The following is a 22,390-nucleotide window of genomic DNA, read 5'->3' as shown; positions in this document are numbered from 1 at the left end:
CCACGCCCGCCGGTTGCCGCCACCTGGGCCCCTGCATACGCTCGGCCCGGTGAGCACCCCCGACCTCCCGACCGTCATGGTGATCGGCAACTGCCAGGCGGACGTCTACCGCGACCTGCTCCGGACCTCCGCGGAGGTCCGGGTGGTGGACGTGCGGCCGGTGTACGAGATGACGGCCGACGACCTGCCGGGCCTGGAGACGGACCTCGCCCGCACGGACGTGCTGATCGTCCAACCCGTTCGCGACGACTACCGCGACCTGCCGCTCGGACACCGCCAGCTCGCCGCGCGCCTGCCGGCCTCGGCCACGGTCGTGCTGACCCCCGTCCTGCGGTACGCCGGACTGCATCCGTACCAGGTGCTGGTCCGCCCACCCCACGACCGCTCCCTGGTCCCGCCGATCGCGCCGTACCACGACCTGCGGGCGATCGTCGCCGCCGCGACCGGTGACCCGAGCGTTCTCGATGCCGGTCCGACCCCCGAGCAGGCGCGGGCCTCGGCCGCCGAGTCGGTGGAGGCGCTGCGCGTGCGCGAGCAGGCCCACGGGACGCTGGTCGCCTCGGACCTCCTCGAGGGTGCCCCGCGCTGGCACACCATCAACCACCCCGACCGGCACACGCTGGCCACGGTGTTCGACCGCATCATCGAGCGCCTGCCCGCAGGCCTGCTCACCGACCCGCCCCGCATCGGCGACCGCGAGCCCCTCGGCGGCACGCGCGCGCCGGTGGAGTCGACCGTCGCACGGGCGCTCGGCGTGGAGACGGGTGATGTCGCCGGGGGCGCCCGCTCGGGCGAGTGGCTGGTCGACGGCGTCCCGGTGCCCAGCAGCGAGATCGTCGACGCCCACCTCGACTGGTACGCGGCCACGCCCGGAGTGGTGGAGGAGGGCCTGCGTCGGCACGCCGCCCGCATCGAGATGCTGGGGCTGAGGTGAGCAGAGGGCATGCCGGCGAGCAGCGCGCGCCGCTGACGATCGCACCGATCACACTCGCCCTGGGGCCGCCCGAACACGGGGTGACCCGGTTCGCGGTGGAGTGCGCCCGCGCGGCCGGGACGGAGGTGCTGGAGGTCGCGGACGTCGCCGGGGTACGCGAGGTACTCGACGCCCGACCCGGCGTGCCGGTCCACCTGCACATCACCGATTCCCTCTTCGGCGCCACCGCTCACGACGCCGCGATGACCGTGGAGGATCTGGCGCGCGGCCGCCGCATCGCGGTCACCCTGCATGACGTCCCCCAGCTTGCAGAGGGCGCCGAGCGGTGTCGGCGGCGCACGCGGGTCTACCAGCGCATCGCGGGGGCGGCGGGGCTCGTCGTGGTGAGCTCCGAGCACGAGCGCCACCTCTGCGCGGCGGCCGACATCGCCGTCGAGGCGGTGATCCCGCTGCCCGTCCCCGACCTGGCGCCGCCCGCCGACCTGACCCCCGACGCCCGGTCGGTGGGCGTGTTCGGATTCCTGCACCCGGGCAAGGCCGTCGACGTGGTGGCCGCCGCCGTCGCCGCGCTCGCCGACGCCGGCGACGAGGCCGTGTCACTACGCCTGTTGGGGACGCCCGCCGAGGGGCACGACGACTACGTCCACGCCGCGCTGGAGACCGTCCGGGCCGCCGGTGGCGGCGCGGAGGTGACTGGTCGGATCGACGACGACGACCTCGCCCGCGTCCTCGGCGAGGTCACCGTGCCCGTCGCCCTGTTCCGGAACGTGTCGGCGTCGGGGTCGCTCAACACCTGGGCCGCGGCCGGGCGACGCCCCCTGGTCTACGACTCGGACTACACCCGCGAGATGGTGCGCCGGCATCCCGGCTCCCTGCTCATCACCGACGGGGCGGATCTCGCCGGCGACCTGCGCCGACTCCTCGACGACCCGTCCCCCACCCGTCGCGAGGCGGCGCCGTCGGGGATGGCCGACCTCGGCCGGGCGTACCGCCGGGCGTGGGAGGGATGGCTCGCATGACAGACTCCGCGAGCACCGACGCACCGAACAGTGACGTCCCGAGCAGTGACGTCCCCAAGAGTGTCGACGTGGTGATCCCGTTCTACGAGGACCAGCCGATGCTCGACCGGATCCTCACGGCGCTGCGCCACCAGAGCGACCCCCGACGGACCGTTCGCGTCATCGTCTCCGACGACGGCTCTCGCACTGCGCCGGTGGTCCCGCCCGAGGTCACCGTCGTGCGCCAGGATGATCGCGGCTTCCGCGCCTCGGCAGCGCGCCACCTCGGCGCCTGCGCGGGCGACGGCGACCTCCTGCTGTTCCTCGACGGCGACACCGTCCCGGGGCCCGACTTCGTGGCGACGATGTGCGCCGCGCTGGACGGCCACCCGGACCTGCTCGCGGTGGGCCGCCGGCGGTACGGCCGGTTCGCCGCCACCCGAACCGGGGCCGACCCGACCGTCGAGCCGGACGAGATTCTCCCCGACCCCGCCTGGCCTGCGGCGTTCTACGCGGAGACGGCGGACCTCACCCGCGGCGAGGACCTGTGGCGGGGCGTGTTGTCCGCCGCCTGCGGCCTGCACCGCCGCCTCTACGACCTCGCCGGCGGGTTCGACCCGGACATCGTCGGCTACGGCGGCGAGGACTGGGATCTGGCGTGGCGCTGCGAACAGGCCGGCGGCCGCCTGCGCTACCTACCCGACGCGGTGGCCTGGCACGACGGCCCCGACTGGGCCGGCCGCGCCGACGCCGAGCACACCGACGCCGACCACACCGACGGCGGTCACGCGGACGATCACCGCGACGAGTCCGACCCGCTCGCGCGCAAACTCGCCCAGAAGAACGCCGAGTCCGCCCTCCTGGCCGGCCTCATCGCCTCGCCGCTCACCCGGCCGTCCGCCGGGATCTTCGCCCTGCCGTCGGTCGCGGTCCACGTCCACGCCGGCAGCCCCGAGTTCGCCGGGACCGGCTCCACCGCCGCGACCTGCCTCTCCCTGCTCGCCTGGGGCGACGTGGCCGTGACCGTCGACCCCGCCACACCCGACGCCGCCGTGGTCGCCCGACTCTTCGCCGATGACCCCAGGGTGACCCTCGGGACGCGCGGTCGGTGGTGGCGGCCCGGGACGCCGGGCGCGGGCCCTCGTCGTCGTCCCCCCGTCCTCGTCGACATCCTCCGTCCCTGTGCGCCGGGGGCGCTCGACCCGCGGCGCCTGCGCGCGCTGTGCCCACCGGTGGGGAGCGTGACCCTGGACGACGACGAGGGCTACAGCCTCGCGGAGGTCCGCAGCTCGCGGGCGCTCGCACGCGAACTCCACTGGGGCGAGCAGCCACCCGAGCCGACCGCGGTCACGGCGTCGCACGCCGGCGTCCGCGGCATCGACGACGACGGCGCGGGGGTGCGGCTCGAGAGGGTGCTCGGCGGCTGGTGAGCGCCGGGGGTGGCCAGCGGTGGCGGAGGGCCCCCCGGGGGGCCACTATCAGAGGTTCCGACATCACCCGCACCCGCCGGGGGCGACGAGACGAGAGGGGGCCCGTGGACGCCCGCAACGAGGATCTACTCGACATCGCAGTGATCGGCCCGTCGCGGTTCCCCATCCGGGAGCCGTACGCCGGTGGGCTCGAGGTCGTGGTGGCCAAGGAGGTGCGGGCCCTGCGCGCACGAGGACACCGTGTCACGCTCTACGCCGCCGCCGGCAGCGAGGGGCACGACCGGCGCCACGAGTTCACCACCCTGGCAGCCGCCACCGGACGCGGGGACAGCTACTACCCGCCCGGCGGGTACGAGGCCGACGCCGCGGAGTTCGAGCGCCTCATGGACCACGTGGCGGTGTCCGGGTTCGACGTGGTGCTCAACCACAGCCTGTCGCACGTCCCGCTCGTCCGCGCGGCCGCGATGGCCACGCCCATGATCACGACCCTGCACTGCCCGCAGCTGGCGCCCATGCAGGAGGCGTTCGACCGACTGGGGTCGGCGACCGGCAGGGTGCTCGCCGTGAGTCGCTCCGTCCTGGGGTCCTGGCGGGTGCCCCACGGCGCCGAGGTGCTGCCCAACGGGGTCGACCTGCAGGTCTGGCGCCCCCGGACAGGGGCCGCCGGGCGGACTGGCGCCCGTTCCACCTTCCGGCCCGCCGCTGCCGGTACCGCCGCTGCCGGTACCGCCGCTGCGGGTGGCACCGCTGCCGGTACCACCGCTGCGACCCGACCGGTCGCCGGGCGCACCTCCCGGGTCGGCACCCGGCCCACCGACCGTCCCCGCGCCGTGTGGACCGGCCGGATCGTTCCGGAGAAGGGCCCGCACCTGGCGGTCGAGGCGGCCCGGCGCACCGGGCTCCGGCTCGACCTGGCCGGCCGGGTCGGCGACGACCGGTACATGGAGAGGGTGCTCGCGCCCCGGCTGCGCGACGCCGGCGACAGCGTGCGCTACCACGGTCCGCTCGGTCGGGACGCGCTCGTCCCGCTCGTCGCCTCGGCAGCGGTCGCACTGGTGACCCCGTGCTGGGAGGAGCCGTTCGGGCTCACCGCCGTCGAGGCGCTGGCCTGCGGTACCCCGGTCGTGGCACTGGCGCGTGGAGGCATCCGAGAGATCCTCAGCGGCCAACCCGGCGTCGTGCTCGTCGAACCGGGCCGTGACCCCGCGTCCGCCCTCGCGGCCGGCATCCCCGCCGCGTTGACGCTGGACCGCGCCGCGACCGCCCGCGCGGCGGCCGCCGCGTTCTCCCACGACGCCCGCATCGACCTGCTCGAAGCCCGCCTGCGCGGGCTGCTGGTGGGCGCCGCGTCGTGATCGGGATCTACGCCCACCACCAGGGCAACGGCCACGTGCAGCGGGCGCTCTCGGTCGCCGCCGACCTGGACGACGAGGTCACCATACTCACCTCCGCCCGCATCCGCGACGACGCCAATCCCGACCCCGGGCGGATCCGGGTCCTCCCGCTTCCACTGGACTACGACGAGGCCGGGCCGGTGACCGACCCGACCGCCGGAGGCAGGCTGCACTGGGTGCCGCTGGGGCAGACCGGGCTCCGTCAGCGCATGGCGATGATCGCCGGGTGGATCGACCGGACCGCGCCGGACGTGTTCTGGAGCGACATCTCCGTCGAGGTGACCCTGGCCGCGCGACTGACCGGGACGCCCGTGGTCACCACCGTGCTGCCGGGCCGCCGCGACGACGCCCCGCACGTCCTCGCGCACGGGGTGTGTTCGGCCCTGGTCGCCGGGTGGCCGCGCGCCGCCGGTGCGCCGGCCCCCGCAGGGGCGGACCGCCCGCTGGTGCCCGTCGGCGGGGTCTCGCGCTTCGCCGACCGCGCTCCCGACCCGGGCGCCCGGTGCGGTGGTCGACCGAGAATCCTGCATCTGCGGGGCTCCGGTGGTGCCGGCCACGACGCCCGCTGGGACGCCGTTCCCGGGCTACTCGGCAACGTCGAGTGGATCTCGCTCGGTGGGCCGGGCGGACGCTGGGTGGCCGACCCGTGGGAGGAGTTGTGCCGGGCCGACGTGGTGATCACCGCCGCCGGGCAGAGCTCGATCGCCGACCTCGCCGCCGCCGACGCCCACGTCGTCGTGACTCCCGAGGAGCGCCCCTTCGGCGAGCAGGACGCCACCGCCGACACCCTCCGGACGCTGGGGCTGGCGGAGGTCGTGGGCCGCGACGACCCGGTCGAGCAGCTGGTCGACTCGATCCGGCGCACGCTCGAGCGCGCCCGCTCGACCCCGGGTGCCGGGTCGGGCCTGCGGGAGGCGTGGGAGGTCGACGGCGCGGCCGCACGCCTGGCCGACGTGCTCACCGCGGTCGCCTCGGGTCACGAGCCGGAGGGCCAGGGGGCCGGTCACGGGGCCCGTCACGCGGCGGGCCAGGGGGCCCGTCACGCGGCGGAGGCCGCGCTGTGACCGCCGCCGCGTCGATCGCGGTGGTGACCGTCTGCACGCCCGGTCGCGCCGAGCACCTCCGCTCACAACGTCGGGCGATGGCCCAGCACCTGCCCGGCGCCCGGCACGTCGTGGTCCTGCCCGAGCGGCCGGGCAGTGCCGACCTGGCCGAGGAACTCGCCGCTGACGGTGTCGAGGTCGTGGAGCTGGAGGCCGGCCCCGACCTGCCCGTCGCCCGGAGCCGCAATCTCGGCGGCGACCGAGCGGCCGAGCTGGGAGTGAAGCTGATCGTCTTCCTCGATGTCGACTGCATGCCGGGCCCCGACCTGGGGTGGTACTACTCCGAACTGCCCGACGGCGTCGTGGGCCTGGGCCCGGTCACCTACCTGCCCGAGTCCGCCGGTGCCCCCGACCCCGCCGAGTTGCCGGCCTTCACCGACCCGCACCCGGCACGCCCGTTCCCGGCCCGGGGCACCCGCGCGCTGGAGCCGGACGAGTTCGGGATGTTCTGGTCCCTGTCGTTCGCCCTGCGCCCGGCGCTGTGGGCCGGCCTACGCGCGGACTTCGGCGGGTTCGACGAGACCTTCACCGGTTACGGCGTCGAGGACACCGACTTCGGGCGCAGGCTGCTGTACCGCCGCGTGCCGGTGCTGCTCGTGGCCGGCGCCCATGCCTACCACCGGTGGCACCCGGTCGCCGATCCGCCGGTCGACCACCTTGCCGACCTGTTGCGCAACGGCGCCCACTACGCCGAGCGCTGGGGTGACTGGCCGGCCCCGGGCTGGTTCGAGGAGTTCGAGCAGATGGGGCTCGTGCGCCGCAGCGGCGACGGCTGGGAGGCCGCTGCCCCCGTCGACCGCTGAGTCGCACCCCTGCCCACAGCACCACGCGCGCCGAGAAGAGGATCTCGCGCGTATCGCCCGAGAAGCGGGTGTGCGAATTCCTCTGCTCGACGGGCGGTCGGCGGCGGGGCCCGGTCGGGGTGGCGGCCAGCGGGGCCCGGTCGGGGTGGCGGCCAGCGGGGCCTGGTCGGGTCGCCGCCGGCGCGGGGCGCGCTCGGCGGGTGGGGCGGGTCAGCCGAGGAAGGCCTGGTCCGACAGGGTCGCGCCCTTGATGTTGGTGAACTCGCGCAGCAGGTCCTGCACGGTGAGTGCGGACTTGGTCGCGGCGTCGGCCTCGTAGACGATCCGGCCCTCGTGCATCATGATGAGCCGGTTGCCCAGGCGGATGGCCTGCTCCATGTTGTGCGTGACCATGAGGGTGGTCAGACCGCCCTCGCGGACGATGCGCTCGGTGATCGTGGTGACCAACTCCGCACGCTGCGGGTCGAGCGCCGCCGTGTGCTCGTCGAGCAGCATGATGCGCGGCTGGGTGAACCCGGCCATGAGCAGGGACAGCGCCTGCCGCTGGCCGCCCGAGAGCAGGCCGACCTTGGCGGTGAGCCGGTCCTCGAGGCCGAGCTCCAGCATGGAGAGCTGCTCGGCGAACTGTCCGCGGCGCTTCTTGCTCAGGCCCGGGCCGAGGCCCCGCCGGCGACCGCGCAGCAACGCGAGCGACAGGTTCTCCTCGATGCTGAGGTTGGGCGCGGTCCCGGCGAGCGGGTCCTGGAAGACGCGGCCGACGTACTTGGCGCGCCGGTGCTGCGGCAGGCGGTTGACGTTGGTGCCGTCGATCTCGATGTTCCCGCTGTCGGCGAGCAACCGCCCGGAGACGGCGTTGAGCAGTGTCGACTTGCCGGCGCCGTTGGAACCGATCACCGTGACGAAGTCGCCCTCGGCGAGCGTGAGACTGAGATCGTGCAGCGCCCGGCGCTCGTTGACGGTGCCGGGGAAGAACGTCTTGGACACTCCGGTGACGGTCAGCATCGTCACGCCTCCTTGGTGCCGGTCGCGGCGCCGCCGGCGGACTCGGGTCCCGCGCCGACGGCGGTCCCGGTTCCCGCCGCCGCACGTTCGTTGGCGGCGACCGGGGTGGTGGGTTTGCGTCCGAAGCGTCCGCCCGCGCCCTTCCAGCGGGGCAGTAGCAGCGCGACCACGACGAGGATGGCCGTGACGGCCTTCATATCGTTGGGATCCAGGCCGACGCGGAGGGCGGCGAAGATGATGAGCTGGTAGAGCAGGGCGCCCAGGATCACGGCGAGCACCGCGAGCAGCAGCTTGCGCTGGCCGAGGATGGCCTGCCCGATGATCACCGAGGCAAGGCCGACGAGGATGAGGCCGATGCCCATCGAGATGTCGGCGAAACCGCGGTACTGGGCGATGAGCGCGCCGCACATGCCCACGAACCCGTTCGACAGGGCCAACGTGAGGGTCTTGGTGAAGTCGGTCGAGACGCCGAACGAGGAGATCATGGGGCCGTTGTCGCCCGTGGCACGGATGGACAGGCCGAGGTCGGTGGTGAGGAACCACAGGACGATCAACCCGAGCAGCAGGACCACGACCGCGAGGATGGCCACCCCGGGCCACTCGCCCAGCAGGTCGGCGTCCTTCAGGGGCGTGAACACGGTGTCGCTGCGCAGCAGCGGGATGTTCGCGCCGTCCATGATCCGCAGGTTGACGGACCACAGCGCGATCATCGTGAGGATACCGGCGAGGAGGCCGTCGATCTTGCCCTTGGTGTGCAGCAGTCCCGTGACCGTGCCGGCGAGGAACCCGGTGCCGAAACCCGCGAGGGTCGCGAGCACCGGATTCCAGCCGGCGAGAATGCCCATGGCCGCCGTCGCGGCGCCCGTGGTGAAACTGCCGTCGACGGTGAGGTCGGGGAAGTTGAGCACGCGGAAGGTCAGGTAGACCCCCAGCGCCATGACCCCGTAGATGAGGCCTACCTCGACGGTCCCGATCACTTCTTCTCAGCCTCGGCGAGGATGTCCTCGGGGATCGTCACGCCCTGACGCTCGGCGGCGTCCTCGTTGACCACGTAGGTGAACTCGGTGGCGGTCTCCACGGGCATGGTGGCCGGGTCCTCGCCGTCGCGAAGGATGCGCAGGGCCATCTCGCCGGTCTGGCGGCCCAGCTCGGTGTAGTCGATGCCGAGGGTGGCGACGGCGCCGCCCTCGACCGTGCCCGACTCCGCGGCGATCACCGGGATCTGCTTGCTCTCGGCGACCTGGACCAGCGAGGCGATGCCCGAGACGACCATGTTGTCCGTGGGGACGTAGATCGCGTCGACGTCACCGAGGGCCTCGACGGCCTGCTGGATCTCGTTGACCGTGGTGACGGTCTGGGTCTCGATCTCCAGGCCCAGCGGGCCCGCGGCCTCACGGGCCTGATCCACCTGGACCTGCGAGTTGACCTCGCCGGAGGCGTAGACGATGCCGATGCGCTCGGCGTCCGGGACGATCTCCTTGAGCAGTTCGAGCTGCTTGTCGATCGGGGCGGCGTCCGAGGTGCCCGTGACGTTGGCGCCCGGCTCCTCCATCGAGTCCACCAGCTCCGCCGAGACCGGGTCGGTCACCGCGGTGAACAGCAGCGGCACGTCGGTGATGTTCTGCGCCATCGCCTGCGCGGCCGGGGTGGCCACGGCCAGGGCCAGGTCCAGGTCGTCGGCCGCGAACTGCTGGGCGATGGTCAGCGCGGTGCCCTGCTCGCCGTTGGCGTTCTGCTCGTCGAACTCGACCTCGACGCCGGCCTCGGAGAAGGCCTCCTTGAAGCCGGCCGTGGCGGAATCGAGGGCCGGGTGCTGGACGAGCTGGTTGATGCCGATGCGGTAGGACTCGCCACCACCACCGGCGGCGTCGTCCTCACCACCGCTCGAGCAACCTGCGAGGACGAGTGCCGAGGTGGCGACCAGTCCGGTGATGAGCTTCGCGCGTGAGAATGCCATATGCCATGCCCTTGTCTGTGCCTTCTGGGCCTCACGGTGTTCACGCGAGGGGCCGGATGCGAACGGTGCTGGCACATGAGGTTACCGGGTCGCCCGGGCATGGTGAGCCCGGACTCACCTCACGGGCTGCTGCGGCGCCTCCTCCGATTCCGCCAGCTGTCGCTTCCAGGTGCGGAAGCCCTCCTCCGAGCGCCCACGCCGCCAGTATCCCGAGATCGACGCCCGCGCGGCGGGGATGCCGCGCTCGGTGCGCAGATAGGGGCGCAGGTGCTTCATCACCGTCTCGGCCTCGCCGTGGACGAACGCCTGCACGTCCCCGTCCGGCCACGGCATGCCCCGGACCGCGTCGATCAGCGGTGCCTCGCCGTCGATCATCCCGGGGCCGGCGTCCGCCGAGGAGGTTCCGCGGTGCACCCAGGTGACTTCCACGCCCGCCGGCGCGGTGATCAGGATTTCGTCGTCGTCGTCGGACACCTCGAGGAACACGGCACCCACAGCGTTCTCCGGTAGCGACTCCAACGCCGCCGCAATCGCCGGCACAGCGGTCTCGTCACCTGCCAACAGGTGGAAATCCGCCTCCGGGTCCGGCCGGTACCCGCCGCCGGGGCCGCGCACCGCGACCAGGGCGCCGGGTGCGACGGACCGGGCCCACGGACCGGCGACACCCTCGTCACCGTGGACGACGAAGTCGATCCAGATCTCGCGAGCGTCCGCGTCGACCCGTCGGACGGTGTACGTGCGCACGACCGTCTCCCCGGCGTGGGGCAGTTCGAGCTTGACGTAGCTGTCCGTCTCGGCGCGGGTGGCGAACGAGTCGAAGCCGTCCCCGCCGAGGACGACCCGCACGAGGTGCGCGGTCACCGGCTCCGTACGCAGCACCGTGAGGGTGAGCGGAGGACGGGTCTGGGGGCGAGTCACGTCATTCTCCTTCGACCTGGGTTAGTTAGGTGACCCTATCCTTGCATGTTTCCGGGCGCGGCGAGTGGAGGCTGACGAGCGAAGGGGAGCCATGTAAGATATATGTGATCAAGCGAGGGGGCGCGAATGACCGCAGGCACGCGGACCGACATCGCGACAGGCCGGGGCCGTCCGATCCGGCACCTGCCCGACATCTCGACCCACCTGGCCTTCTGGCTCCCGGTCGCCAACGTGGTCATGCAGTTGGCCAACCCGGCCGTGGGACATGGGGTCGTCGAGAGCAGGGTGGATCGCGGTCGCGGCGACCTCCGCCCGATCAAGCGGGCACGCACCACGGCCCAGTACCTCGCCGTGGCCACCCTCGGCTCCGACTCCGACCGCCGGTTCTTCCACGAGGCCGTCCACCGGATCCACGCCCAGGTGACCTCCACTGCGTCGAGCCCCGTGCGCTACAACGCCAATGACGCCGGGTCCCAACTCTGGGTGGCGCTGTGTCTGGTGCGGTACTACACCGACCAGTGGCAGATGATGCACGGCCCGCTCACCGAGGCCGAGCTGGACCGCATCAACGAGATGGCGCGACCCCTGGGGACGACGCTCAACGTCCCCGAGGCGCGATGGCCGGCCACCTGGGCCGAGTACGAGAAGCGCTTCGCCGACGGGCTCGAGGCGGTGGAGATCGACGACACCGTCCGCGAGTACCTGCAGAAGCTCGCCGACTTCCGGGTGCTCGAGGTCCGGATGAAGCAGCTCGGCACCCTGGCCCACAAGACGATCGGGCCGTGGAACCTGTCCATGACCAAGTTCGCGGTGCCCCGGCGCATCCGCGACGAGATGCACTGGGAGATCACCCCCGGTGACCTGCGCCGCCGACGGGTGGTGCTCGCGCTCACCTCGGTACTGGAGATGGTCTTCCCGCGGCCACTCCGGGCCTACTATGCGCTCAACATCGCGGACCTGAGGATGCGACGCCGGCTGGGGATCAGCGTCTTCTAGATTCCGACGGGGCCGGTCGGCCCCGTCCCCGGTCGGCCCCGACCAGCCCCGGCCAGCCCGATTGCGGCGATCAGGTCGCGTGCAGGAACTCCATCGGCTCATGCGCCTCGAACCGCCCGCTGACCTCCCCGGTCAACCCGCCCTCCAGGCCGGTGTCCGCCACCAGGTCGAGACGGCGGGCCGGCGCGCCCTCACTCAGATCGAGATGGTCCAGCCGTACCCACACGATGTTGGGTCGGCGCGTGCTCTCGTAGACGCACACCCCGTCGGACAGGTCGGTGACGGTCCGCCACAGGGTGGTGGAGGCGTTCGGCTGATCCGGTTCCGCCACACGGAACGGCTGCGAGGCGTTGCGGATCACGCTGAGCATCTCGGCCACGGCCAGGGTCCGGTCGTCCGGGGCGGGGAGGCGGTCGAGGTAGTAGGCGGTGCGCGCGAAACGCTCGTCGGCGTCCGAGCCGCCGGGCAGCGGCCGCTCGCCCCCGAAGCCCCTGATCTCGCGGAGTCGCTCGAGTTGCTCGGCGAAGGGCGGGGAGTTGGTCATCACGGTGTACGCCCGGTCGTGCCAGATGTGGGGCTCGCCGTCGATGTACTCCACTATCGCCGAGTCCCCGGTGCTGTCATCTAACGCGAGGTGGACCGTGACGGCCCGCCCCGTGCCCGGATCGCCCGACGTCCTGACCTGGACCCGGGAGTTGCGCATCCAGTCGACGGCCTCCGCCACGGTGGCGAAGTTGTCCAACATGTACTGCACCCACACCGCCGCACTGAGCGCCGGGCGCCCGGCGTCACGCTCGCCGTAGTCGGATTCCGCCAGCCAGAGGAGGTGACCGGCCAGCCCGGCCTCGTTGAGCCCGTCCGCACTGGCCTGGTCGTACGCGGCGGCCACGACACTGCCGTACCTCGAGGTCCACGTCAGGGAGTCGTCCACGCAGCCGTCCCGCTGCATCCCTCGCGGGAACGCCCACAGGTTCGTCGCCAGATCGACCGCGTAGTCCATGGTCCGCCCGGTGAGGACGGTGTCAGGGGACGGAGACCAGAGGGCCCGTGTGCACATGGATGCCTTTCGCTTACCTCAGCGGTAGATAAGCAGAAATTATCACGGCGTCCACCCGTCGGTACGGCGATCGAGGGCCGCCCTACAGTCCGAGTTGCTGCAGGCGAGCAGAGATACGGGGGTCGGTGCTCACCACCGGCGCCTCCTTGTCCACCCACGGGTCCCCGTCGAAGTACATCTGGAAGATCTTCTCCGCGGTGCGGGTCGCGAGCGCCTGGGTCGTCAGCGTGGGGTTGGGTCCGCCGAGCGAGTTGGCCAGCGCCGAATTGTCGGCGATGAACAGCCGCTTGACCCACCTGGCCTCCGCGTTGGCGTCGAGCACCGAGTTCTGGTCGGACTCACCCATCCGCATCGACGAGTGCACGTGCAGCAGCAGGGGAGCCCAGTCCATCCGATAGACCTTCTTCGCCCCGGCCGCGCGCATGATCTCGGCCGCGCGGCGGACCATGAACTCCCGGTTCTCGAGGGTCCGTGGCGTGCGTCGGCGCAGCGAGACATCGATCTTGGCGGGTGCGCCGTTCTCGTCGGCGGGGAACAGGGACGGGGTGACGCGGTTGCCCGGTTCCACGTGGTCGTCGGTGATCACGAGGAAGTTGAGCAGGTTGTCGATCCCGCCCATCATCAGGTCCTTGAGTTCGTTGCCCACCAGGCGACCCGCCGGCCCGTCCCAGGGCCCGGTGAAACCGCGACCGTTGTCGTAGTACCCGCGGGCGCCCGAATCGGACAGTGAGAGGGAGAAGGCCTGGATCGCCGGACCCAGTCCGACGTTCTCGATCCCGCCGCGTCCGGGGAAGTCCATCCGCGCCGAGGAGTTGGCGCCCTTGGAGTTCCCCGTGTACTCGTCGAAGCTGCCCACCACCCAGTCGAAGAAGTGGTCGGTGTGCCCCCGTCCCACCCAGTCGTTGGGATTGGGGAGTCCGCTGTTGAACCACAGTCGGGGGCTCTCGGTGGCGCCACCGGCGAGCACCACCACCCGGGCGTCCTCGGAGAAGATCTCCCCGGTGGCGTTGTCACGCCACGTCACGCCCCGGGCGACAGTGTGTGCACCCTCCTGCTCATGGCGGATCGACTGGACGAAGCTGTTGGCGAGCAGCTCGAAGGCGCGGCCACCGGGGCGGACGGCGTCGGCGGACAGGCCGAGCGGGACGTAGCTGTTGTCGGTCGAGCGTTTGGCGAACTGGTTCCGCGGGGCCTGCCGGGGCATGTAGCACCCCTGGAAGCAGTGGCCGCAGAAGGTGCAGCCGGTCGACTGCGGGTAGGTGAGCAGATTGGGGTCGTCCGTCCGGCCGGCGTTGCCGCCGGGCTGGAGGATCGCGTTCTGCTGCGGTCGGTAGGCGTTGCGGGTGATGTTCCTGGATGTCTGCAGGGGAAGGCCGTAGTTCTCGCAGCCCCGGAAGGTCAGCGCCTCCTTGGTCCCCATCGCGGCGGTCTCGATGGGCAGCGTCGCCTCGACCCATTCGAGGTACGGGACGAGCTCGTCGTAGGTGAACGGGAATAGGTGACCGGTGTCGTACTCCGCGGCGTCCGCTCCCGTGTAGCCGCGGAAGACGCCGGGCATGGGGCGCGGGCTGTTGCCGTAGTAGTGCTGGGTGGTCCCGCCGACGCCGGACAGCTGCCAGACGAACATGTTGGTGGTCCATTCCCGGAACCACGCCGGCTTGGACCGGTCCTCCGGGCCGAAACGCAGGAACCCGTTGTTGGGGTTGTTGGCGTCGTTCTCCGCGTGCGACCACTCGGTGGACGGGTCGGCCTGGCGTGGGCCGCCCTCCAGGACGAGCACGTCCAGTCCGCGTCCCGCCAGTTCCGCGGCGACCACCGGGCCGCCTCCTCCCGCGCCGATGACGATGACATCACGCATCCGCCGGCACCTCCGTCCGATTCTGGTAGTAGCCGAGGAGCTCCGGGTGGCCGTCCACGAGGCCGTCCGGTCGATATCCGGTGAGGTCCCACGGGACCGGCCGTGGCTCGACGGTCCTGGTCACGGGGTTGTAGTTGTGCTGTTCGGAGTACACGCCGAAGGCCGTTCCCTCGAGGAGGATGCCGCCGGCGAACTTCAGGAACCCGGACGCGGTGCCGCGCAGCGGGACCGGGAGCGCGCCGTCGATGATCGAGACCAGCTGCGGAACGGACCCCTCGATCCCCTCCAGGACCCGCAGCTTGTCTCCGATCGACAGCCGGGAGAACGGCGACCCCAGCGGACCGGCGATCGCGGGCGGGGCGGCGAGTAGCGCGCCGGTGTTGAGCAGGAGCGCCACGGGGAGGCTCAGCGGGAGCACCCGGTCGCTGTAGACGTAGCCCAGGACCTGGTCGATGCGCCGCCCGTCGGGTTCGCTCAGCCCGAGGAAGGGGCCGGTCTGGATCCCCAGGTCGGACAGTGCCTGGGCGATCCCGAGCGCCAGGGGCCGGGCGAGTTGGTCGCCCATACCGAGGTAGTTGTCGAACAGGTCCTTCATGAACTCGCCGCCACCGACCTCGATGGGGCCGGGATCCGTCCGCGGCGTGCCCTGCTGCCGTGACCAGTCGTCCGGGCCGGGCATGACCATGACGCACAGTCCGCGCATGGTGTCGAGGGAGAACGCCTCGACCGCGTCGAAGGCGTTGCTCCCGGTCTGCGCGTTCGCCGTGCCGCCCAGGCCCGATGACGGGGGTACCACCCCGGGTAGGGCGATTCCGGCGCTGACGAACGCCCCGAACATCGATGCCCTGGCGAGGAATCTCCGCCGGTTGAACTGGTCCATCTGTGCCCCCTCGGGTATCCGGGGGCCAAACGTTAGCCATGTGATGGACATCACGCGACCGGTTTGACAGATTTCTCTTATGTGTCTGTATGTCGCTTGTCAGGTCGACCGGTGTAGGGGAGCAGGCTGGAGGCGTCACCGAGGTCCGCGTCGCCGATCGCGCCCAGGCTGCCGTCCTGCTGGAGGATCACGGCCGCGACATTCGCGAGTGAACCCTTCCCGGACTGGCGCGCGGCGGTGTGGACGTCCTCCTCGAGCAGCTTGTGACGTCGGAGCGCCCGGTGCTGCATCTGGCCCTGGTAGTAGAGGAGGACAGGCGGGTGGTCGAGAAGGGTACGCACCCGTGACGACCTGGCGCGGGCGGCGGCGAAGAGCCACTGGAGCCCCACGAGGAGCGCCAGGACGAGGACCGTCTGGGCCAGGGGGACCGAGGTGGCGGTGAGGGTGCGGCCGAACGCCGACCCGATGGTGACGGCGACGATGAAGTCGAGGGGGGTCATCTTGGCCATCGTGCGGGGGCCGGACACGCGGAGCATCAGGACGAGGGCGACGAAGCCGCAGACGACCATGACGACGGAGTGGACGATCGGTTCCCAACCGTCCCAGAGCAGTGTGGAATCCATGCCGCGCATCGTGCGCGAGGCGCGGTGGGAGGGCAACCGGCGCCTCGGCCGACCGCCGCGCCGGCACAGCCAACGACCGCGACCGCACGGCCGACCGCCGCGCCGGCACGGGCAACGACCGCGACCGCACGGCCGGGGGCCGTGCGGTCGGGGAGGATCGTCTTCCGGCGCGGGGCCGGGCCGGTGTCAGGCCACGCTGGCGGCGGCCGGTTGCGGGGACCGGAGGGGGCAGCGTTCCCTGAACCCGAACGCGCAGATCGCGGCGGCGGCTGCCAGGACCACGACGATGCCGCCGATGATCGGCGCGGCGGGGAAGGGTAGCTCCTGGGACAGGACGAAGGCGCCCATGATCAGGACGAAGAACCCGAAGCCCTTGCGCAGCGCCTTCTCGGGGACCACGGAGGTGAGGCGGATGCCGACGAACGAGCCGGCGATGGCGGCGGCGGTGACCGCGGCGACGAGCGGCCAGTCCAGGGACACCGAGGTGAGGTAGCCACCGAGCCCGGCGAAGGACTTCATGGCGATGACCAGCAGCGAGGTGCCCACGGCGGCGGTCATCGGCAGGCCCGCCAGGAGGACGAGGGCCGGGACGACGAGGAAGCCGCCGCCCGCGCCGACCAGACCGGTCGCGGCGCCCACGACGAGGCCGTCGAGCAGGATCCGCCACAGCGGGTGGTGGTGATCGTTGCTCTGCCCGTCGCAGTCCTTGCGTCCCTTGATCATGGCGCCGGCGGTGGCGATCATCATGATCGCGAAGGCGACCATGAGGACGGTGCCGGGGATGTAACCGCCGGCCAGTCCGCCGAGGAACGCGCCCACCATGCCGGCGGCGCCGAAGATCAGTCCAGTACGCCACTGGACGTTGCCCTTGCGGGCGTGGCCGACGAGGCTGACCAGTGAGGTGGCGCCCACGACGAACAGGGAGGTCGCGATCGCCTCCTTGGGGTCGAGCCCACCGATGTAGGTGAGCAGTGGGACGACCAGGATGGATCCGCCCCCGCCGAGCAGGCCCAGGGACAGTCCGACCAGGACGGCCAGGGCCACGACGATGATCGTGGTGATCTCCATGTCAGGTGCCTTTCTCCGGCGGGGGCGCCGGGGTGGGATCGGTCAGGAGCGGGCGGGCAGCGAGTCCAGGACGGCGCCGAGGCCCGGCTCGTCGGCCGAACGGTTCCACGGCATCTTCGACAGGCCCGCGGCCATGGCGCAGGAGTTGCTCGCCGCGGAGTAGGTCAGCCCGGCTCCGATGGCGCCGGCGAGGTAGGCGAACTTGGGGGAGACGACCTTGGAGGCGGTGACGCCGGCCAGGACGAGCGAGCCGGCGACCATGCGGACCTGCCGGTCCATCGCCCAGGCGCCCTTACCGCGGATCACCTCGCCGCCGGCGGCCTCGTAGCCGGCGATGCCGCCGTCGAGCACGGTCACCGAGTCGGGGTCGACGCCCACGGACTCGAGCCGCTCGTTCGCCTGGCGGGCCCGGTTGCCGGACTGGCAGATGAGGACGACCTGGCCGGGCAGGCGGGTGGCGAACTCCTCACCGTGCTCGGCGAGCAGGGGCAGCGGCACGTTGTAGGAGCCGCGGATGTGCACCGAGGAGAACTCGGCTCCGGAGCGCACGTCGATGACGGTGGGCGGGGTGTCCGAGTCCATCGCCTCCCGCAGGTCGGCGGGGGCGATGATCGGGGCGTTCGTCAGCGTGGAGAGCATGGGTGAAGCGATGTCCTTTGACTGTTCGGGGTGTGTGGGGGTGTCGGGGTGGTGGCGCCGGGCGCCACCGGGCCCGGGGGCCGGACGGGTGTCCGGCCCCCGGGTGTGGGCGCGACCGGTCAGACGGTCGCGAGGTTGCGCTCGGACCAGGCGGCGTAGCTGCCCTCGAGCTCGACCACGCGGTAGCCGGCGCGACGCAGGGCGCTGGCCGCGACCGAGTTGCGGACGCCGCTCTGGCAGTAGGTCACGATCGGTCCTTCGGTGGGGAGCCGGTCGAGGTTCCACAGCGCCCGGCCGCCGCTGAGCTGCTCGGAGCCCGGGATGTGGCCCTCGGAGTGCTCGGTCTTGTTGCGCACGTCGAGCACCATCGCGGCGTCGAACGAGGCGAGCTCGTCCGGCCCGATCATCTCGGGGGTCGTCATCGGCAGCCCCTCGAAGGTGGTCGTGTAGCCGGTGACCGTGTCGATTCCGACGCGCAGCAGGTGATCGCGCAGCGCCTCGGCCATCTCGACGTCCTCGGCCAGGACCACCAGGGGCGTGTCCTCCTTCTCGGGGTCGTAGACCCAGGCGCCGAAGGATGCCGCCTTGTCGACGCCGGGGATGTTGAGCGCCCCGGGGACGGTGCCGGCGTGGACCTCGTCCTGGCCTCGGGTGTCGACGACGACGACCTCGTTCGCTTCGAGGGCGTCGGCCAGCTCGGTGGTGCCGAACTCGCGGAGCGGTGCCAGTGCGCCCAGCACCGCCGGGCCCTCCTTGTTCTGCTGCTTCATGCGGCCGAAGTAGGCGTGCGCGTCCGGCTGCCCGTCGAGCATCTCGTCGATGAAGCCCTGCTCGTCGTCACGCTCGACGTACCCGGCCCACCATGCGAAGCGGCGCTCGTAGCCGACGCTGGTCGACGGCAGCGCGCCGAGGGCCTTGCCACAGGCGCTGCCCGAACCGTGGCCGGGGAAGACCTGGACGTGGTCCGGCAGGGTGACGAAGGAGTCCTTCAGGCTGCGGAAGATCTGCTTGGCGCCCTCGAAGCGGGTGTCGACCCCACCCGCGGCCTCGTCGAGCAGATCCGGTCGGCCGAGGTCTCCGGAGAAGACGAAGTCGCCGGTCAGCATGTATCCGGGGCTGTCCGCGAAGGCGCCGTCGGTGATGAGGAACGACAGGTGCTCCGGGGTGTGGCCCGGGGTGTGCACGGCCTCGACGGTGATGTTGCCCAGCGTGAGCTGGTCACCGTGGTGCAGGCGCTCCGCTTCGAACCCGTACTGCCAATCGTCGCCGCCCTCGCCGGAGACGTACATGGTCGCCCCGGTGGCCTCCGCGAGTTCGCGGGTGCCGGACAGGTAGTCGGCGTGGATGTGGGTCTCGGTGACGCCTGTGATCGTCATGCCGTGGCGCGCGGCCAGGTCCAGGTACTCGCGGACGTCGCGGCGGGCGTCCACCACCATCGCCTCGTTCTTGGCCTGGCAGCCGATGAAGTAGCCGGCCTGGGCGAGGTCCTCGTCGTAGATGCGCTCGAGAAGCATGCTGCTCTCCTTGTCGATCGGGTTCCCTGTTTCGGGGTGTGCCACGACAGTACATACCCCGGGGGGTATGTACAAGACACCCTGGGGGGTATGACGTTGTGGCGGCTCCGCCGCCGCGCGTGGCGTCCGGGGGTGTCCTGCGCCACAAAAGATTTCACGAGCTGTGCAATCGTGCAGATGCCGTGCAAAACTGCGAGGGTTCGCGAAATGCACCTACGCACCAGGAGCCAGCGCATGGCGTCATTCCTCTACCGCATCGGGCGGTCCGCCTATCTGTTCAGATGGCGGTTCATCGCAGCCTGGATGCTGTTGATCGTCGGTGTCGGCACGGCCGCCGCCACGCTGACGCAGCAGACCAGCACCACCTTCTCGATCCCGGGACTGGAGTCCATCGAGACCCAGGAGGAGATGCAGGAGAGGTTCGCCGGCGCGGGCAGCCAGCTCGACGCCCCGACGGGGACCGTCGTCATCGGGGCGCCCGAGGGCAGCGCCCTCACCGACCCGGCGGTCTCCGAGGACGTCGATGCCTTCCTCGCCGATCTGCAGGGCCTGGACTTTCTCGCCGGGACCGACGCGCTGGTCAGCCCGGTGATCGCGGCCGAGGGGCTGTCGGAGCAGTTGACCGCGGCCAAGGCCGAGCAGGGCATCGCCGAGGAGCAGATCGCGGCCGATATCGCCGCGTTGAGCCCGCTCAGCCCGGACGAGAGCACCGGCACGGTCGAGGTGCGGTTCGACGCCGAGAGCACGATGGACGTGCAGGCCGAGGACCGCGAGGCCTTCGCCGAGGTCGTCGCCGAGCACGAGGGCGACCTGACGATCGCGTACTCCGGCAACGCGTTCCAGATGTCCGAGATCAGCGCCGTCGGCGAGATCATCGGCATCGCGGTCGCCGCCGTGATCCTCCTGGTCACCTTCGGCTCGCTCATCGCCGCCGGCATGCCGTTGCTCACGGGCGTCATCGGCGTCGGGATCGGCATCGGCGGAATCTTCGCCGCCACCGCCTTCACCGACACGATCAACACCATGACGCCGACCCTGGCGTCCATGATCGGCCTGGCCGTGGGTATCGACTACGCGCTGTTCATCGTGTCGCGCTTCCGCACCGAGCTGGTCAAACACATCGGCGGCAACGATCTCGAGCCCGCCGAACTCGCGGAGAAACTCAAGGCGATCGACGCCCACAAGCGTGCACACCTCGCCGGGCTCGCGGTCGGCAAGGCCGGATCCGCGGTCGTCTTCGCAGGACTGACCGTGCTCATCGCCCTCGCGGCGCTGTCGATCATCAACATCCCGTTCCTCACCGCGATGGCGCTGTCCGCCGCCGCGACGGTGGCGATCGCCGTACTGGTCGCGATCACGCTGCTGCCGGCCATCCTCGGCGCGGTCGGCACCAAGCTCTTCGCCGCCCGCATCAAGGGCGTCAAGGCGCCCGACCCGGAGGACGAGAAGCCGACGATGGGCCTGGCGTGGGTCCGCCGGATCCGTGCCCGTCCCGTGCTCTTCGCGGGCGCCGGTGTCCTGCTGCTCCTCCTGCTGGCCATCCCGGCCGCGCAGCTGCGGCTGGCCATGCCGTCCGACGGCACGATGGCCCCGGACACCCCGAACCGTATGGCGTACGACATGACGGAGGAAGCGTTCGGCCCGGGCCGCAACGCCCCGATGATCGCGCTCGTCGACACCCTGCAGGTACCGGAGGAGGAGCGTCCGGCGGCGTGGGCCGCCGCGGTGGATCAGATCCAGGCGTTCGACGGGGTGGAGAACGCGCAGATCATCGAAACCAACGAGGCCGGTGACGCCGCCCAGGTGCTCATCACCCCCGAGTACGGTGCCACCGACGAGCGCGCCGCGAGCGTCCTCGAGGAGATCCGGTCCGGAGCCGAGGGCTTCGAGCAGGAGACCGGGGGGACATACTCCGTCACCGGCGTCACCCCGATCTACGAGGACATCTCCGAGCGTCTGACCGAGGTGCTGCTGCCGTATGTCGGCATCGTCCTCGCGCTCGCGTTCGTGCTGCTCATGTTGGTGTTCCGGTCGATCTGGGTGCCGCTGATCGCCGCCCTGGGCTTCGGTCTCTCGGTCGCGGCGACCTTCGGCATCACCGTCGCGATCTGGCAGGAGGGTTGGCTGGGCATCATCTCCGATCCGCAGCCGGTCATCAGCTTCCTGCCCATCATGCTCATCGGCATCGTGTTCGGGCTCGCCATGGACTACCAGGTCTTCCTGGTCTCGCGTATGCGCGAGGGCTGGGTCCACGGCAAGACCGCCCACAACGCGGTCGCCAACGGCTTCAAGCACGGCGCCCGCGTGGTCACCGCGGCGGCCCTGATCATGATCAGCGTCTTCGCCGCGTTCATGTTGATCGACGAGCAGTTCATCAAGGTGATGGGCTTCGCCCTGGCGGTCGCCGTGCTGTTCGACGCCTTCATCGTCCGCATGACGATCATCCCCGCGGTGATGTTCCTCCTCGGCGAGCGCGCCTGGGGCCTGCCGCGGTGGTTGGACAAGATCCTCCCCACCGTCGACGTGGAGGGCTCCGCCCTGGAGACCGGGCAGCAGGAGAGCTCCGCTGTGGCATCCGCCGACGGTGGTGAGAAAGCCCGCGTCGATGCCTAGCCTGCGTGAGCGCAAGAAGGCCGACACCCGCACCCGCCTCTCGGCGGCCGCAGTGGAACTGCTGGTCGCCGAGGGGGCGGAGCGGGCGACGGTCTCGGCCATCGCCGGGAGGGCGGGTGTCTCGACCCGGACGTTCCACAACTACTTCGCCCACCGCGAGGACGCGTTCGTGCACTTCCTGCGCGAACAGATCGCCGAATGGGTGCGGCAGGTGGAGCAGGCGCCGGCAGACCTGTCGCCACTGGATGTCCTGCGCTCGACCTTCCACGAGCTCTACGGGCGCTCGGCGGACGACATCGACGCCGCCGAGAACCTGCTGGTGGCCGGGGAGCAGATCGGCCTCATGCTGGGCCCGGACGCCCGGACCAGCATCGCCGAGAACATCCTGGATCCGCTCTACGAGGCGGTCGGCCGCCGCGCACCGCAGCTCAACCGGTTCCGGGTACGCGTCATGGTCGACCTGAGCCTCGCCGCCGGGGCGTCGGTGCTCAGGCACCGACCGGGTGGGGCCGGGCCCGCCGACTCCGCCGAGTCCTACCTGGACGACGCGTTCGATCTCCTCCAGCACGGCGCCGCGAGGTTCCTCGAGCGCGACTGAGCAGC

At 71.5% G+C, this 22,390-nt stretch carries 20 protein-coding genes; 9 read left to right on the top strand and 11 right to left on the bottom strand.

Annotated features, from left to right (window positions below; all coding sequences use genetic code 11):
• The first annotated feature begins 49 nt into the window (after positions 1 to 49).
• From AB5G72_RS16970 to AB5G72_RS16945, 6 genes are all read left to right on the top strand, one after another.
• Positions 50 to 934, top strand: coding sequence for a WcbI family polysaccharide biosynthesis putative acetyltransferase (locus tag AB5G72_RS16970; protein ID WP_440220505.1), 885 nt, complete (start codon positions 50 to 52; stop codon positions 932 to 934).
• Positions 931 to 1,953, top strand: a complete 1,023-nt coding sequence (locus AB5G72_RS16965; RefSeq protein ID WP_440220504.1) for a hypothetical protein — start codon at positions 931 to 933, stop codon at positions 1,951 to 1,953. Before AB5G72_RS16970 ends, AB5G72_RS16965 begins: the two co-directional genes overlap by 4 nt.
• Entirely contained in the window at positions 1,950 to 3,362 is a 1,413-nt protein-coding gene (locus AB5G72_RS16960) for a glycosyltransferase family 2 protein (protein WP_440220503.1), read from the top strand. Before AB5G72_RS16965 ends, AB5G72_RS16960 begins: the two co-directional genes overlap by 4 nt.
• Before the next feature lie 104 nt (positions 3,363 to 3,466).
• A complete protein-coding gene (locus AB5G72_RS16955) occupies positions 3,467 to 4,717 on the top strand; it encodes a glycosyltransferase (protein WP_440220502.1) in 1,251 nt (416 codons plus the stop codon).
• A complete protein-coding gene (locus AB5G72_RS16950; RefSeq protein ID WP_440220501.1) occupies positions 4,714 to 5,820 on the top strand; it encodes a glycosyltransferase in 1,107 nt (368 codons plus the stop codon). The genes AB5G72_RS16955 and AB5G72_RS16950 overlap by 4 nt, the downstream gene beginning before the upstream one ends.
• Positions 5,817 to 6,662, top strand: a complete 846-nt coding sequence (locus AB5G72_RS16945) for a glycosyltransferase family 2 protein (protein ID WP_440220500.1) — start codon at positions 5,817 to 5,819, stop codon at positions 6,660 to 6,662. Before AB5G72_RS16950 ends, AB5G72_RS16945 begins: the two co-directional genes overlap by 4 nt.
• Positions 6,663 to 6,872: 210 nt before the next feature.
• On the opposite strand, the gene AB5G72_RS16940 is transcribed toward AB5G72_RS16945, so the two are convergent.
• The 4 genes from AB5G72_RS16940 to AB5G72_RS16925 form a co-directional block, all read right to left on the bottom strand.
• On the bottom strand, positions 6,873 to 7,664 hold the full coding sequence (locus tag AB5G72_RS16940; RefSeq protein WP_440221521.1) for an ABC transporter ATP-binding protein: 792 nt from the start codon (positions 7,662 to 7,664) through the stop codon (positions 6,873 to 6,875).
• 2 nt (positions 7,665 to 7,666) lie between these two features.
• On the bottom strand, positions 7,667 to 8,641 hold the full coding sequence (locus tag AB5G72_RS16935) for an ABC transporter permease (RefSeq protein ID WP_440220499.1): 975 nt from the start codon (positions 8,639 to 8,641) through the stop codon (positions 7,667 to 7,669).
• A complete protein-coding gene (locus AB5G72_RS16930; RefSeq protein WP_256820164.1) occupies positions 8,638 to 9,621 on the bottom strand; it encodes an ABC transporter substrate-binding protein in 984 nt (327 codons plus the stop codon). The genes AB5G72_RS16935 and AB5G72_RS16930 overlap by 4 nt, the downstream gene beginning before the upstream one ends.
• A gap of 114 nt (positions 9,622 to 9,735) precedes the next feature.
• Entirely contained in the window at positions 9,736 to 10,539 is an 804-nt protein-coding gene (locus AB5G72_RS16925; RefSeq protein ID WP_440220498.1) for a siderophore-interacting protein, read from the bottom strand.
• A 126-nt stretch (positions 10,540 to 10,665) separates the two neighbouring features.
• On the opposite strand from AB5G72_RS16925, the gene AB5G72_RS16920 reads away from it, so the two are divergent.
• On the top strand, positions 10,666 to 11,535 hold the full coding sequence (locus tag AB5G72_RS16920) for an oxygenase MpaB family protein (RefSeq protein WP_440220497.1): 870 nt from the start codon (positions 10,666 to 10,668) through the stop codon (positions 11,533 to 11,535).
• Positions 11,536 to 11,605: 70 nt separating this feature from the next.
• Here AB5G72_RS16920 and AB5G72_RS16915 read toward each other — a convergent pair whose 3' ends face one another.
• The 7 genes from AB5G72_RS16915 to AB5G72_RS16885 all read right to left on the bottom strand — a co-directional run bounded on the left by AB5G72_RS16915 (position 11,606) and on the right by AB5G72_RS16885 (position 19,174).
• On the bottom strand, positions 11,606 to 12,592 hold the full coding sequence (locus AB5G72_RS16915) for a linear amide C-N hydrolase (RefSeq protein WP_440220496.1): 987 nt from the start codon (positions 12,590 to 12,592) through the stop codon (positions 11,606 to 11,608).
• Positions 12,593 to 12,674: 82 nt separating this feature from the next.
• Positions 12,675 to 14,450: a GMC oxidoreductase gene (locus AB5G72_RS16910; protein ID WP_440220495.1), complete on the bottom strand. Its 1,776-nt coding sequence runs from the start codon at positions 14,448 to 14,450 to the stop codon at positions 12,675 to 12,677.
• Complete coding sequence (locus AB5G72_RS16905; RefSeq protein WP_440220494.1) at positions 14,443 to 15,330, bottom strand: hypothetical protein; 888 nt, start codon at positions 15,328 to 15,330, stop codon at positions 14,443 to 14,445. Before AB5G72_RS16905 ends, AB5G72_RS16910 begins: the two co-directional genes overlap by 8 nt.
• A 77-nt stretch (positions 15,331 to 15,407) precedes the next feature.
• A complete protein-coding gene (locus tag AB5G72_RS16900; RefSeq protein ID WP_440220493.1) occupies positions 15,408 to 15,953 on the bottom strand; it encodes a DUF421 domain-containing protein in 546 nt (181 codons plus the stop codon).
• Positions 15,954 to 16,139: 186 nt separating this feature from the next.
• Positions 16,140 to 17,021 carry a sulfite exporter TauE/SafE family protein gene (locus tag AB5G72_RS16895; protein ID WP_440220492.1) on the bottom strand — a complete coding sequence of 294 codons (882 nt, stop codon included), beginning with the start codon at positions 17,019 to 17,021 and terminating at the stop codon, positions 16,140 to 16,142.
• Between the two features lie 42 nt (positions 17,022 to 17,063).
• A complete protein-coding gene (locus AB5G72_RS16890; RefSeq protein WP_440220491.1) occupies positions 17,064 to 17,660 on the bottom strand; it encodes a rhodanese-like domain-containing protein in 597 nt (198 codons plus the stop codon).
• A gap of 119 nt (positions 17,661 to 17,779) precedes the next feature.
• Positions 17,780 to 19,174, bottom strand: coding sequence for an MBL fold metallo-hydrolase (locus AB5G72_RS16885; protein WP_440220490.1), 1,395 nt, complete (start codon positions 19,172 to 19,174; stop codon positions 17,780 to 17,782).
• Positions 19,175 to 19,408: 234 nt separating this feature from the next.
• On the opposite strand from AB5G72_RS16885, the gene AB5G72_RS16880 reads away from it, so the two are divergent.
• Both AB5G72_RS16880 and AB5G72_RS16875 read left to right on the top strand, forming a co-directional pair.
• On the top strand, positions 19,409 to 21,787 hold the full coding sequence (locus AB5G72_RS16880; RefSeq protein ID WP_440220489.1) for an MMPL family transporter: 2,379 nt from the start codon (positions 19,409 to 19,411) through the stop codon (positions 21,785 to 21,787).
• Positions 21,780 to 22,385 carry a TetR/AcrR family transcriptional regulator gene (locus AB5G72_RS16875; RefSeq protein WP_120285497.1) on the top strand — a complete coding sequence of 202 codons (606 nt, stop codon included), beginning with the start codon at positions 21,780 to 21,782 and terminating at the stop codon, positions 22,383 to 22,385. The genes AB5G72_RS16880 and AB5G72_RS16875 overlap by 8 nt, the downstream gene beginning before the upstream one ends.
• Positions 22,386 to 22,390 lie beyond the last annotated feature (5 nt).

It is taken from the genome of Dietzia sp. MNB45, from assembly GCF_051994785.1.
Taxonomy (GTDB): domain Bacteria; phylum Actinomycetota; class Actinomycetes; order Mycobacteriales; family Mycobacteriaceae; genus Dietzia; species Dietzia kunjamensis.
The sequence above is the reverse complement of the archived record's forward strand: the minus strand, read 5'-3'. Positions and strand labels throughout refer to the sequence as shown.

Coding starts and splice junctions, on each gene's coding strand:
- AB5G72_RS16960 (WP_440220503.1), top strand. CDS start 1,950: ATGACAGACTCCGCGAGCACCGACGCACCGAACAGTGACGTCCCGAGC.
- AB5G72_RS16940 (WP_440221521.1), bottom strand. CDS start 7,664: ATGCTGACCGTCACCGGAGTGTCCAAGACGTTCTTCCCCGGCACCGTC.
- AB5G72_RS16930 (WP_256820164.1), bottom strand. CDS start 9,621: ATGGCATTCTCACGCGCGAAGCTCATCACCGGACTGGTCGCCACCTCG.
- AB5G72_RS16920 (WP_440220497.1), top strand. CDS start 10,666: ATGACCGCAGGCACGCGGACCGACATCGCGACAGGCCGGGGCCGTCCG.
- AB5G72_RS16915 (WP_440220496.1), bottom strand. CDS start 12,592: ATGTGCACACGGGCCCTCTGGTCTCCGTCCCCTGACACCGTCCTCACC.
- AB5G72_RS16910 (WP_440220495.1), bottom strand. CDS start 14,450: ATGCGTGATGTCATCGTCATCGGCGCGGGAGGAGGCGGCCCGGTGGTC.
- AB5G72_RS16905 (WP_440220494.1), bottom strand. CDS start 15,330: ATGGACCAGTTCAACCGGCGGAGATTCCTCGCCAGGGCATCGATGTTC.
- AB5G72_RS16900 (WP_440220493.1), bottom strand. CDS start 15,953: ATGGATTCCACACTGCTCTGGGACGGTTGGGAACCGATCGTCCACTCC.
- AB5G72_RS16895 (WP_440220492.1), bottom strand. CDS start 17,021: ATGGAGATCACCACGATCATCGTCGTGGCCCTGGCCGTCCTGGTCGGA.
- AB5G72_RS16890 (WP_440220491.1), bottom strand. CDS start 17,660: ATGCTCTCCACGCTGACGAACGCCCCGATCATCGCCCCCGCCGACCTG.
- AB5G72_RS16885 (WP_440220490.1), bottom strand. CDS start 19,174: ATGCTTCTCGAGCGCATCTACGACGAGGACCTCGCCCAGGCCGGCTAC.
- AB5G72_RS16880 (WP_440220489.1), top strand. CDS start 19,409: ATGGCGTCATTCCTCTACCGCATCGGGCGGTCCGCCTATCTGTTCAGA.
- AB5G72_RS16875 (WP_120285497.1), top strand. CDS start 21,780: ATGCCTAGCCTGCGTGAGCGCAAGAAGGCCGACACCCGCACCCGCCTC.